Source organism: Enterococcus sp. AZ128 (genome assembly GCF_051714485.1).
In the GTDB taxonomy this organism is placed as follows: Bacteria; Bacillota; Bacilli; order Lactobacillales; family Enterococcaceae; genus Enterococcus_A.
This window is the reverse complement of record NZ_JBIORZ010000003.1, coordinates 471,462-484,393: the sequence shown is the minus strand read 5'-3', so window position 1 is coordinate 484,393 and position 12,932 is coordinate 471,462. Positions and strand designations below refer to the sequence as shown.

The 12,932-nt window shown below is 37.2% G+C and carries 13 protein-coding genes and 1 other annotated feature; of the genes, 5 read left to right on the top strand and 8 right to left on the bottom strand.

Going from position 1 to position 12,932, the window contains the following annotated elements:
- Positions 1 to 391: 391 nt before the first annotated feature.
- The 3 genes from IGI38_RS21145 to serS all read left to right on the top strand — a co-directional run bounded on the left by IGI38_RS21145 (position 392) and on the right by serS (position 3,819).
- Positions 392 to 1,081 (top strand): response regulator, encoded by a 690-nt coding sequence (locus tag IGI38_RS21145; protein ID WP_438733894.1) that lies wholly within the window; start codon positions 392 to 394, stop codon positions 1,079 to 1,081.
- Positions 1,071 to 2,252 carry a sensor histidine kinase gene (locus tag IGI38_RS21140; RefSeq protein WP_438733893.1) on the top strand — a complete coding sequence of 394 codons (1,182 nt, stop codon included), beginning with the start codon at positions 1,071 to 1,073 and terminating at the stop codon, positions 2,250 to 2,252. Before IGI38_RS21145 ends, IGI38_RS21140 begins: the two co-directional genes overlap by 11 nt.
- Before the next feature lie 31 nt (positions 2,253 to 2,283).
- Positions 2,284 to 2,492: a binding site (T-box leader), on the top strand.
- Between the two features lie 46 nt (positions 2,493 to 2,538).
- Entirely contained in the window at positions 2,539 to 3,819 is a 1,281-nt protein-coding gene (gene serS, locus IGI38_RS21135) for a serine--tRNA ligase (RefSeq protein WP_438733892.1), read from the top strand.
- Between the two features lie 132 nt (positions 3,820 to 3,951).
- Here the strand turns inward: serS and guaB are convergent, their stop codons facing one another.
- Positions 3,952 to 5,436 (bottom strand): IMP dehydrogenase, encoded by a 1,485-nt coding sequence (gene guaB / locus IGI38_RS21130; protein WP_438733891.1) that lies wholly within the window; start codon positions 5,434 to 5,436, stop codon positions 3,952 to 3,954.
- A gap of 95 nt (positions 5,437 to 5,531) precedes the next feature.
- A complete protein-coding gene (locus tag IGI38_RS21125) occupies positions 5,532 to 6,014 on the bottom strand; it encodes a MerR family transcriptional regulator (protein ID WP_438733890.1) in 483 nt (160 codons plus the stop codon).
- Positions 6,015 to 6,158: 144 nt separating this feature from the next.
- Between IGI38_RS21125 and IGI38_RS21120 the strand changes: the two genes are divergently transcribed.
- Positions 6,159 to 7,622, top strand: a complete 1,464-nt coding sequence (locus IGI38_RS21120; protein WP_438733889.1) for an MDR family MFS transporter — start codon at positions 6,159 to 6,161, stop codon at positions 7,620 to 7,622.
- Entirely contained in the window at positions 7,619 to 8,326 is a 708-nt protein-coding gene (locus IGI38_RS21115; protein ID WP_438733888.1) for a DUF4811 domain-containing protein, read from the top strand. The genes IGI38_RS21120 and IGI38_RS21115 overlap by 4 nt, the downstream gene beginning before the upstream one ends.
- A 40-nt stretch (positions 8,327 to 8,366) precedes the next feature.
- Here the strand turns inward: IGI38_RS21115 and IGI38_RS21110 are convergent, their stop codons facing one another.
- The 6 genes from IGI38_RS21110 to rsmG form a co-directional block, all read right to left on the bottom strand.
- Complete coding sequence (locus IGI38_RS21110; RefSeq protein ID WP_438733887.1) at positions 8,367 to 9,071, bottom strand: DUF1129 domain-containing protein; 705 nt, start codon at positions 9,069 to 9,071, stop codon at positions 8,367 to 8,369.
- A gap of 14 nt (positions 9,072 to 9,085) precedes the next feature.
- The gene (gene ychF, locus IGI38_RS21105) at positions 9,086 to 10,186 is read right to left on the bottom strand and encodes a redox-regulated ATPase YchF (RefSeq protein WP_438733886.1); all 1,101 of its coding nucleotides are present in this window, start codon (positions 10,184 to 10,186) and stop codon (positions 9,086 to 9,088) included.
- 30 nt (positions 10,187 to 10,216) lie between these two features.
- Positions 10,217 to 10,414: a DUF951 domain-containing protein gene (locus IGI38_RS21100; RefSeq protein WP_438733885.1), complete on the bottom strand. Its 198-nt coding sequence runs from the start codon at positions 10,412 to 10,414 to the stop codon at positions 10,217 to 10,219.
- 44 nt (positions 10,415 to 10,458) lie between these two features.
- Positions 10,459 to 11,349 (bottom strand): ParB/RepB/Spo0J family partition protein, encoded by an 891-nt coding sequence (locus IGI38_RS21095; RefSeq protein WP_438733883.1) that lies wholly within the window; start codon positions 11,347 to 11,349, stop codon positions 10,459 to 10,461.
- The gene (locus IGI38_RS21090; protein WP_438733881.1) at positions 11,336 to 12,103 is read right to left on the bottom strand and encodes a ParA family protein; all 768 of its coding nucleotides are present in this window, start codon (positions 12,101 to 12,103) and stop codon (positions 11,336 to 11,338) included. The genes IGI38_RS21095 and IGI38_RS21090 overlap by 14 nt, the downstream gene beginning before the upstream one ends.
- 71 nt (positions 12,104 to 12,174) lie before the next feature.
- The gene (gene rsmG, locus IGI38_RS21085; RefSeq protein ID WP_438733879.1) at positions 12,175 to 12,888 is read right to left on the bottom strand and encodes a 16S rRNA (guanine(527)-N(7))-methyltransferase RsmG; all 714 of its coding nucleotides are present in this window, start codon (positions 12,886 to 12,888) and stop codon (positions 12,175 to 12,177) included.
- Positions 12,889 to 12,932: the final 44 nt, after the last annotated feature.

Here is a 12,932-nt window from a genome sequence, read left to right as displayed (position 1 = left end):
TTGAAGTTTTTTTCGAAGAAAATGTCGTCATCGCTTTATGCGACTTTGATAGAATAACTGAAAGTCAGCAATCTGTCAATAACAATCGTAAGTGTTCTAAGTTTGCTTTCGCCGTTTCAGAACATAAAATAATATAACAGTTTTATAACGCCGGGTCAACAAAAAAAAGAGGATTCGATTAACTTTTTTCAAACACGATGAATAATTACGGAAAGAAGCATTTTGTTCGCTTTTTTCTGTTGCAAGACGCATTTCGGAGCGCTCTCAAAGAAAAACTTTCGTCATTCTATTTTTGATTTTTCCTTAACTCCTATCACTGCCTTTCGCCTTCTTTTCATTTCTTTGGTAAAATGATGAAGTAATAATATTTATATGGACGGAGGAACATTAAATGAAAGTATTAGTTGCAGATGACGATAAAGAAATTGTAGATCTACTGAGTATTTATTTGCATAACGAAGGCTATGAAGTCGTTAAGGCATACGATGGTAAAGAGGCATTAAGTAAATTACGTACAACAAATGATATCGATTTATTATTATTGGATATTATGATGCCAGTAATGGATGGCATGCAAGTTGTTAAGGAATTGAGAAAGGAATCCCAAATTCCTATTATTATGTTAACAGCTAAAACTACTGACATGGATAAGATTAAGGGCTTAGTCGCTGGGGCAGATGACTACGTGACAAAACCGTTTAACCCTTTAGAAGTTATGGCACGGGTGAAATCTTTATTACGTCGCACTAAGATGCAAATCGCAGAGGACCAACCAGATATTCTTGAGATTCAGTCATTAATTATTAATAAAGATTCTCATGAAGTGAAAACAGTCGACGGTAAAGAAATACAACTGACCGCTTTAGAATTCGGTATCCTTTATTTGCTAGCGAGTCATCCAAATCGTGTTTTTAGTGCCGATGAAATTTTTGAACGGGTTTGGAAACAGGAAAGTATTGTATCTGCCAAAACGGTCATGGTTCATGTCAGCCACTTACGTGATAAGATCGAAGAAGCGACTGATGGTGAAAAAGTGATCCAAACCGTTTGGGGTGTAGGCTATAAGATTGATGCAAAATAATTTAGAAAAGAAAAAAAGAGTTACTCTTACTTCAAAGGAAGTTAGCGAGTTAATAGCTGAAGGAATCGTTACTATAATCTTATTACTTCTATTAAATGTAGCGATTATGGTACTTTTTACTCAGATGCTCAATAATTCGCCTGATTTAACGGATGCAATATATCGTTCAAAAGATATATTCGCTAACAACCTTGGTAGTGATATTTTTTGGAGCGGGCGCAATTTTGTTATTCCTTTCTTCATCATCATTGATGTACTTATTGTCTTTTGGCGTCTAATCAGACGATATCGTCAAATGCAGTTACGCCATATAATTAATGAGCTGCACTACATTGCCAGCGGAAATTACGATTATCGAATTCCTTTTGAATTACGCGGTGATCTTAGCAAAGTTGTAGACAGCATTAATGGTTTGGTCGACAGTACTGTCGCGGCTATTGAAGATGAAAGAGAAATCGAAAAATCTAAAGATGAATTGATTACAAATGTCAGTCACGATATACGCACGCCCTTGACCTCAATTATTGGATACCTTGGTTTGATTGAAGACGGTCAGTATCAAAATGCTGATGAAATTCTTAAGTATACAAGTATCGCATACAAAAAGGCAAAGCAAATGAAGTCCTTAGTTGAAGATTTATTTGAATATTCTAAGGTTCGACAACCTTCTGTTCCGGTCAATAATGTTTCTTTTGACATGGTCCAGCTGTTAGAACAGTTAGCCGCTGATTTTGAATTAGAAGCAAAAAAGAAGAATATTCAAATTCAAGTTGACACAAGAGAAAGCCAACTGGTGATGGATGGTGATACAGAGAAGCTTGTTCGCGTCTTCAATAACCTAATTACCAATGCACTAAAATACGGTACCGAGGCCAACAAGATTGTTATTGAGATCGAAAAAGCGAAAAATGAAGCTGTAGTTACCGTTAAAAACAACGGCTCTCCCATTCCTAGAGAAGCTCTAGATCAATTATTCGACCGTTTTTATCGCGTAGACGGTTCCCGCTCTCAAGAAATCAGCGGTACTGGCTTAGGCCTAGCAATTGCTCAAAATATTATTAATCTTCACGGTGGGTATATTTACGCTCAATCAAATGATGATTGGACTTCGTTCATTATTCATTTACCTCTTTATAAAAATCAGGTAAAGGCCTTTCCAGATAATCATTGACTTTAAAATTTTGATTGCTTATACTAAGCTCAATAACACATGCAGGAAACCAAGTACATAAGTATGTTTTTTCAGAGAGTTGATGGTCGGTGTAAATCAACAAAACAACTTGTAGAAATCCAGTTTCGTAGTCTGCGTTTTTTGAAAGAGAAACCGAGTGACGTCGTTATCCGTCGTTCAAGTGCAGCATATGCTGAATTTGGGTGGTACCGCGAAATTCAACACCGTTTCGTCCCTATTTACGGGATGAAACGGTGTTTTTTTATTTTAAAGGAGGAAAAAAACAATGCTAGATGTAAAAACGATTCGAAACAATTTTACAGAAGTAAATGAAAAATTAGCTAGCCGGGGAGTAAAAGAAGAAGTGTTAAAACGTTTCTTAAAACTGGATGAACAACGCCGACAGCTACTGGTAAAAACAGAAGAATTGAAAAAAATTCGGAATGATGTTTCAAATGAAATTGCAAAATTGAAACGCGAAAAAAATGACGCTACTAACAAAATTGCAGAAATGAAAGAAGTCGGAGTAACAATTAAAGACTTTGATACTCAAGTAAACGAGATTGATATGCAGTTAACAGATATTGCAACAACTTTACCAAACTTACCACATGATTCTGTACCAATTGGTGAAGACGAAGATGATAATGTAGAGGTTCGTCGGTGGAGCGCTCCTAATCAATTCTCTTTTGAACCAAAACCTCATTGGGAGGTCGCTGAGGATTTAGATATCTTGGATTTCGAACGTGGTGCAAAAGTATCTGGAAGTCGTTTTGTTTATTACAAAGGTTTAGGTGCGCGATTAGAGCGTGCTGTTTACAATTTTATGTTAGACGAACATGTTTATGAACAAGGCTACACCGAAATGATTACGCCTTATTTAGTAAATAGCAAAGCAATGTTTGGTACAGGTCAATTTCCAAAATTTAAAGAAGATGTTTTTCAAGTGGAAGATCGTGATTTAACATTGATTCCAACTGCAGAGGTTCCATTAACAAATTATTATGCTGACGAAATCTTAGATTGGAAAGATTTACCTATTTATTTCACAGCCTTATCTCCTTCTTTTCGTTCTGAAGCAGGTAGTGCCGGACGTGATACTCGCGGTTTAATACGATTACATCAATTCCATAAAGTAGAAATGGTAAAATTTAGTGACAAAGTGTCTTCTTATGATGAACTAGAAAAAATGACTCAAAATGCTGAAATTTTATTACAAAAATTGAATTTACCATATCGCGTCATCACATTGTGTACTGGAGATATGGGATTCTCGGCTGCAAAAACCTATGACTTAGAAGTATGGGTGCCTGCCCAAAATACTTATCGTGAAATTAGTTCTTGTTCAAATTGTGAAGACTTCCAAGCACGTCGAGCTATGATACGTTATCGTGATGAAGATGGCAAAGTACAATATGCACATACGTTAAATGGTTCTGGCCTGGCTGTTGGTCGAACAGTGACCGCTATCCTAGAGAACTATCAAAATGAGGATGGGTCCGTTACAATCCCAGAAGTTCTAGTACCGTATATGGGTAATGTAAAAGTCATTAAAAAAGAAAAATAATAGCCGGTCCCTTCTTAGAAAAAAATTTCAACTGTTATTTCAAATATTCCTATTAATTCTGAAAGTAACACTAAAAAAAACAGCGACTTCACTTTTGCGAAGTCGCTGTTTTTTATTAAGGTTATTAAACTCTTATTGTTCAACTGAATAATTTGGTGCCTCTTTAGTAATTTGAACGTCATGAGGATGGGATTCTTTTAAACCATTACCGCTCATTTGAACAAATTGTGCATTTTCCCTTAAATGACCTAAATCTCCTGCACCAACGTAACCCATTCCAGCTTTCAATCCACCAATCATTTGGAAAATAATATCCGCTGCAGACCCTTTGTAGGCCACACGTCCTTCAATGCCTTCAGGAACTAATTTATTCGCTTCATTGACACCACTTTGGAAATATCGATCACTAGAACCTTTTTCCATCGCACCTAAAGAACCCATTCCACGATATGTTTTGAAACGACGACCTTGATAAATTTCAAATTCACCAGGAGATTCATCTGTTCCAGCCAGCATTGAACCAAGCATAACCGCGTGTCCGCCTGCTGCTAAAGCTTTTACGATATCTCCAGAATATTTAATTCCCCCATCAGCAATAATGGCCTTACCATATTGACGCGCAACAGAAGCTGCATCGTAAATTGCAGTCAATTGAGGAACTCCTACACCAGCAACAACTCGTGTTGTACAAATCGATCCAGGTCCGATACCGACTTTTACTACATCCACGCCAGCATCATATAGAGCTTTTGCTCCTTCCGCTGTAGCTATATTTCCTGCAATTAAAGTGGCTTCAGGGAATGTTTCGCGAATTTCACGAATTTTCCGTAAAACGCCAGCACTATGTCCATGAGCTGTATCAATTACGATACCATCAGCACCAGCTTTTAACAAAGCCTCTGCCCGCTCAAAAGTATCACTAGTAACACCTACTGCTGCCGCTACTAATAAACGACCGTGCTCATCTTTCGCTGCATTCGGGAACTCGATGACTTTTTCGATATCTTTGATTGTTATCAGACCGCTTAAGCGTCCTTCTTCATCAACAATCGGTAATTTTTCAATTTTGTGTTTCTGTAATGTTTTCTCAGCATCTTGCAATTTAGTACCTACTGGTGCAGTCACTAAGCCGTCTTTAGTCATGACCTCATGAATTGGGATGTCATAATTTGTTACAAAGCGCATATCTCTATTCGTGATGATACCCACCAATTTCCGGTTTTCTAAAGTTTCTACGATTGGCACACCACTAATACGATAGCGGCTCATTAAATCTTCAGCATCTTGTACTTTATGTTCAGGCGTTAAGAAAAACGGATCAATGATCACACCACTTTCTGAACGTTTTACTTTACGAACCTCATCTGCTTGGGCAGCAACACTCATATTTTTATGGATGACACCAAGCCCACCTTGTCGGGCCATAGCAATTGCCATTTTACTATCGGTCACCGTATCCATACTTGCACTCATTAACGGAATATTTAGTTTGATATTTTTCGCCAATTGTACACTCATATCCACTTCATTTGGCAATACATGACTCTCCGCCGGTATCAACAAAACATCATCAAAAGTTAGACCCTTTTTTGCAAATTTCGTTTCCCAATTAGACATTGTTCGTTACCACTCCCCAGAATTATTTTTATTAAAAAAACTAACAGAATGAACGAGTGAAGTCAACAACTTGTGCGAAAATCCTCATATAACCTTTATTTTTCTGAAGTATCAAAGCTTTTTTTTAGGAACCCATTAGTTATCTCGCTATCTTCATTGATAAATTGATAAGTTGCTTGATTTGTATCGTTGTCACGAATTAGATAAAAACCTTCTTTATTTGTAAAATCATCCAGATGTATTATCGTGTAACGCTCACCAACTTGTTGTATCCCTTTAAAAATCCCACGCAGCAATATTTTAGCCTGGTGAATATTTTCTTGCCGTTCTTGTGCCTTCACAACTGCTGAAGTTAATGTATATCCTTCGTCTAAAAACTGTTTGATTATTTCAACCTTGATCACCATTGGTAATTTGAATTTTCGATTGCCACTTTTTTCACCTGTAGAATTAATGTAGCCTCTTTGTTCCCAATAACGAATTTGTCGTGGTGAAATACCAGTTACCTTACTTAATTCACTGATACCTACTAATAAATCATCACTTTCTAGGAGCTGTTTAACAGTATTATTCTTCACAACATATCCTCCTCTTCAATCTAAAATTATACTTTCGTTAACAACTATGTCAAGAAAGTTGACAAAAAATACAACTAGCAGTAAAGTAACAAACGAATATTTATTATTTCTGAAAATTTTCAAAAAGAGAGAAGGCGTAAGATCGTGAGCAGTAATACGATCGATATTTATGGAAAACCCTACAATCGTACCCTATTAGTTGTTGTACTATTGATAGGAACATTTTGTACTGTATTAAACCAAACATTGTTAACAACAGCTTTTCCAACACTAATGAAAGCTTTCGATATATCTGCTTCCAGTGTTCAATGGCTAACAACTGGCTTCTTACTAGTAAACGGGATTATGATTCCGATCAGCGCATGGCTGATTAATAAATTTAGTTCAAAAAAATTGTATCTAACTGCAATGACGATTTTTTTGATTGGTACAATTACTTGCTTTGTCGCTCCAAGCTTTTCAATTTTGTTAATAGGACGTTTGATACAAGCCGCTGGTGTCGGTATTTCAATGCCCTTGCTTCAAAACATCATGCTTTCGATCTTCCCGCCGGAAAAACGTGGATCTGCAATGGGTATGGCAGGAATTGTTATCGGACTCGCTCCAGCTTTAGGTCCCACCCTTTCAGGTTGGATCATTGATCATTATACTTGGCGCGATCTTTTCGGCATGGTAATCCCAATCGTTATTTTAGTTTTAGTGTTGGCTACCTTTTTAATGAAAAGCGTTATTCAATTATCTAATCCACGCATTGACATACTGTCAGCTCTACTATCAACAATTGGTTTTGGAAGTTTGCTTTACGGCTTCTCTTCAGTTGGTAATGATGGGTGGAATAGCACTAAAGTTATCGTTTTTTTGATCATTGGAGTATTAGTAATCGGACTATTTGTATGGCGGCAGCTACATTTGGAACACCCTTTTTTAGAACTACGTGTATTTAAGTCGTCTGTCTTTACAATTGCTGCTATTTTAAGTGGTGTGGTCAATATGGCGATGGTAGGAGCCGAAATGGTCCTTCCTTTATATATTCAAAATATTCGTGGGGAATCAGCTTTCCATTCTGGATTAATGTTATTACCCGGAGCCTTGATTATGGGGTTAATGATGCCTATTACTGGAGCTATTTTTGACAAATATGGAGCAAAACGTTTAGCGATCAGTGGAATGCTAATCTTAACAGCTGCTACTCTGCCATTTGCATTCTTAACATCTGAAACACCAATTGCTATGATTGTTATCTTGTATGCTATGCGAATGTTTGGTATCTCAATGGTCATGATGCCTGTTACTACTTCTGGGATGAACGCTTTGCCAATGGATTTAATTAGTCATGGAACAGCGGTAAATAATACTTTCCGCCAAGTTGCAAGCTCAATCGGAACAGCTATATTGATCAGTGTGTTGACTAATGTTACAAAAGATAATTTGCCAGCAGCACATTTACTAAAAACTTTACCATTATCGTACAAAAATCAAGCAATTAACGCTACCTTGTCTGGTTATCATGCAGCTTTCTTTACCGCTGTAATCTTTGGTATCATCGGTTTCATCATCACCTTCTTCTTGAAATCCGATAAAAAAGTCGAGGGAGGTATAGCAAAATGATTTTCGCTATAACGATCATCAGTGTATTAGCTTTTGCTTTAACAAATATTTTTGCAAAAAAGACATGGCAAACAATTTTTTCAATATTATTCGCGACAATCTTCCTAGTTAGTTTAGGTTTCATTATCGCTAATGATCATTATCATTTTGGTATGAAAAAGTTCACCGAGACTACCACTCAGACTCTGACTTCTACATCTGGTAGTAAGAATATAAATATGCTGCTTTATCAACCGCTCGGTAATGGAACGGAGAAGATCTATTTATATAAAACCAATGAAGCTCAGAAAAAACCTAAAAGAACTGGGACAGATCACATTGAAAATGTCATTAAGAAAAATCAAACTAAAACACAAGTACAGACAGATAAAACATATTGGATCTATAATAGTGCTACTGCTAGATTCTGGTTTGGGCTTTCTAGTAAAAAACATCAGCTAATTAAAGAAAAAAATACTTTCAATATTCAAAAAGATTGGCTAGTTTTAAGTACTGATCAAGCAAAAAAGTTAGAAAAATTAGTTTCTGAAAATGGATCATCTATGCAAAATGAAGCTAAAAATTATATTCATGAAAAAGTTGAAGCTGCTCTGGTTCAGAATCCAACGATGGATCAAACAACACAGCAGAGAATTATCCAAGACGCTACTCAAGAATATCAAAAACAAGCAATAGTAAAATTAGTTTCTGAAGCAACAAAATAAAAAGAGGAAGCAGGCTTCATTTGAGCCTTGCTTCCTCTTTCTATCTACGTGGTGCAGTTGCTAAACTACTAATAATCCCAAAACGTTTTTTCAAATAATAACGCACTGCTAAAGCAAGAGCCGATAAAACAACCATAACCATTGGATCTAGGACTGGATTCAATGACGTTGGCAGTAATGCTGCTCCATTGAAGACTAAGAACCACACAATAGTAACTGATGCTAACATAAGTATCGTCTTCCAAGTTTTTGGTTTTTTCGTTTTATCTGCACCAGGTTGTTCAAACTGGTAAACAAATAAATACATCATGTAAAATACCAGTCCGCAGACAGCCGAAGCCACAATCAATGTTGTTAGACCGTATGTGACCGTTGGTGTTCCACGTGAAACAAACAATCCCATAATACCAGCAACAATTCCTAATAGACCAAATAATAACAAGAAATTATCCAACCACATCAATGAAGCTGTCGTTGATTTTTTCTGTTCAGCCGGTTTATTAACAATCGCATCTAGTCTTTCTGAAACTGTACCAAACAATTGTCGTGCCGTTTTACCAGATTTCTGTTCTTCAACCAAGATTGGCAGCATTTCATTTAAGGCTACGATGGTTTGTTCATCCGTCAAGTTCGCTGCTTTTAAAGCCTTTTTTAAGTCAAAAATGTATTGCTCGTTACGCTTAGTCAGCCTCTCTTCAAGTTGAACATTTTCTGCTTGCAACGTTTGTAACTTTTCTGGTTCCATTGTTTCTTTCCTCCCTAAACGTTGAAACGGAACAGCATTACATCACCATCTTGCACGATGTAATCTTTCCCCTCTAATCTGACACGTCCAGCATCTTTTGCTGCGTGCATACTGCCATATTTATTTAAATCTTCAAAAGATACTGTCTCAGCTCGAATAAACCCACGTTCAAAATCTGTGTGGATGATTCCTGCAGCTTGAGGAGCCTTTGTCCCCTTTCGGAATGTCCAAGCACGAACCTCCTGCTCGCCTGCGGTAAAATAAGTAGCTAGACCTAATAAGTCATAAGCTGTGCGAATTAATTGATCTAGCCCTGATTCTTCAATTCCCATTGCCTCAAGAAATTCTGCTTTGTCTTCATCTTCTAACTCAGCAATTTCTTCTTCCGCTTCAGCGCAAACAATGATTACTTCGGAATGTTCACTTGCTGCAAAATTACGTACAATCTGCACGTATTTATTGTCGTCTGGACTAGCAACTGTATTCTCATCTACATTTGCCACATAGAGAACAGGTTTACTAGTTAATAAGAACAAGCCCTTAACGATTTTTTGTTCTTCTTCTGTAAATTCAACTGTTCTAGCAGATTGTCCCTCTTCTAAAACTGGTTTTAGCTTATCCAATACCGCTAATTCTGCTACAGCATTTTTTTCTTTTGTCTTTGCTACTTTTGCCACACGAGCGTAGCGTTTATTAATCGAATCTAAATCAGCTAAAACCAATTCTAAATTAATCGTTTCTATATCTTCTAGTGGATCAACCCTACCCTCCACATGCGTAATATTTTCATCATCAAAACACCGAACAACATGACAAATGGCATCAACTTGACGGATATGGCTCAAGAATTGGTTTCCTAACCCCTCCCCTTTGCTGGCTCCCTTTACAATGCCGGCAATATCAGTAAATTCAAAAGTCGTTGGAACAGTCTTTTTGGGATGAACCAACTCGGTCAAACGTTCTAACCGCCAATCAGGTACTTCTACCATTCCAACGTTTGGATCAATTGTCGCAAAAGGGTAATTAGCAGCCTCTGCACCTGCTTTAGTAATTGCATTAAATAAGGTAGATTTACCAACATTGGGCAATCCTACGATTCCGGCTGTTAAGGCCATGTTTTACTTCACTCTTTCTCTACTAAGGAATTATTTTTGAGTCAAATCGATTTTCTTCTCAAGGATTTTTTTCATTTTTTTTTCAAAATCACGGCGTGTCATCATAACAATGTGTCCACAATTCACACACTTTATTTTGATATCCGCACCCATACGAATGATCTCCCATCGATTTGTCTGGCAGGCATGCGGTTTTTTCATCTCAACGATATCACCTAAATCGTACATCTGGCAAACCTCCACGTTCGTATTTTTTATTTTACACCACTCATTTACGATTCATCAAAATGTATATTCAAAATATCTAAAATACGCGTGAGATCTGATGGCGATAGATACTCAATTGAAATTTTGCCTTTACCGTCTTTCTCAACAATCTCAACGCCCGTTCCAAATTTATCCATCAAACGATCTTCACTTTCTCGTAAATAATAGGGTTTTTCCTTGGTCAAACGAGGGCCCTTCTTTTTGTCCTTTGCTTTACCTTCATTATACTCATTAACAATCTGTTCTAATTGGCGAACTGTCAAATTCTCTTTTACTGCACGATTTGCTAATTTTAAAATTTGGTCTTTTTTCTTTAAACCTAACAAGGTACGAGCTTGCCCCATTGATAAACGTTCATCCTGTACCATTTCTTTAACCAATTTAGGTAAAGTTAACAAACGCAAATAATTAGCAATGTACGGCCGACTCTTCCCCAACCGATTTGCTACATCAGCTTGAGTTAGTTTTAAGTTTTTCATCAGCATCTCATAAGCTTCAGCTTCCTCCAACGGATTCAAGTCCTCCCGTTGTAAGTTTTCCAATACTGCAATCTGCATCATCGCTTCCTCATCGAACTCACGAATGATTGCAGGAATTGTTTCTTTACCCGCTAATTTTGAAGCACGAAAACGACGTTCACCAGCAATTAATTCATAGCCTTTAACAGCTGATTTTCTTACAATAATTGGTTGAAAAACCCCTGATTGTTCAATTGAGTTAGCTAATTCTTGCAAAGTTGTCTCATCAAATGACTTCCGTGGTTGATAAGGGTTGGGGCGTAGATCACTTAAGGGAATCTCGACCACTTGATCCTTCTTCATGTCCACTTCTTCAATCTCAGAAAGATCTTGGAATAGAGCATCTATTCCGCGTCCTAATCCTTTATTTTTGCTCACGAACTAACACTTCCTTTGCTAGAGCTTGGTAGACTTCAGCACCTTTTGAGCGTGGATCATAATCAATGATTGGCTTCCCATGGCTTGGCGCTTCAGATAAACGGACATTTCTTGGAATAATCGTATCGTAAACTTTTTCTTGAAAATAACGACGGACTTCTTCTACTACTTCCGCACCAAGATTTGTGCGAGCATCATACATCGTTAATAGTACACCCTCAATCTCTAAACCAGGATTGAAATGTTTTTGAACCAAACGAACCGTGTTCAACAACTGACTTAAACCTTCTAATGCATAATATTCACATTGGACGGGGATTAAAATTGCATCGCTGGCTGTGAAAGCATTAATCGTTAAATGTCCCAATGATGGCGGACAATCCACTAAAATAAAATCATAATCATCACTGACTTCCGCCAGAGCACTTTTTAAACGTGATTCTCGAGCCATCATAGAAGTTAATTCGATTTCTGCACCAGCCAATTGCAAAGTAGCTGGAACGATTGATAAATTCTCTCGTGAAGTTTCAATAATTGTTTCCTTGATTGGAACTTCATTGACTAAAACATCATAAATATCCTGTTTTACATCAGGTTTGCGCACGCCTAAACCACTTGTGGCATTTCCCTGTGCATCGCTATCGATCAACAAGACTTTTTTACCATCATACGCTAAGCACGCACCCAAATTAACAGTTGTCGTCGTTTTACCGACGCCGCCTTTTTGGTTCGCAACAGATATGATCCGTGCCATCTAATTTCCTCCTAGTTCCTACTAAAGAATTTATTTTCCTAAAGAAAAATAAGTTGTAATAATCTATTTAATTATTTTACTGGTTGCTTATTCGGCAAACCCGGTTTTCGTGGAAATTTTTTTGGCGTCTCTTTCTTTTTTTGCACTGTAATGATATGGCGTATATCACCATTTGGCAATGAAACATCTTCAGCATTAATCAACTTACCGCCTAGTAAAGCAATCACTCGCCCTGCCTCAGTTAATTCTTCTTCACTTTTAGCTGCCTTTAAGGCAAAGAATAATCCATCTTTTTTCACCAATGGTAGACAAAGTTCTGTCAAAACATTCAATCGTGCTACTGCACGGGCGGTTACAAAATCAAACGCTTCACGAAAATCAGTGTTTTGTCCAAAAGTTTCGGCTCTTTCATGATAAAGGTGCACACCCTCTAATTCTAAATCATTTACCAGTGTCGCTAAAAAAGTTATTCGTTTATTTAGAGAGTCTACGATTGTAACTTCTAATTCTGGAAAAATGATTTTTAGCGGTAAACTAGGAAAACCAGCCCCTGATCCTACATCACACAATTTCCCTTGTGGTATGAACGTGTCTGAGAGCGCCAATGTAACAGAATCATAAAAATGCTTCAAATAGACTTCTTTTTGTTCTGTAATTGCTGTAAGATTCATCTTTTGGTTCCATTCAACTAATAAATGAAAATAAGTCGCAAATTGATCCATCTGTTTTGTCGATAGTTCAATTCCATGCTTACCTAATTCCGCTTTAAATTCTTCTGGCGTCATAAGAAATCCTTTCATTTTCGTGAAACAGCAAAATGTTTCACAGA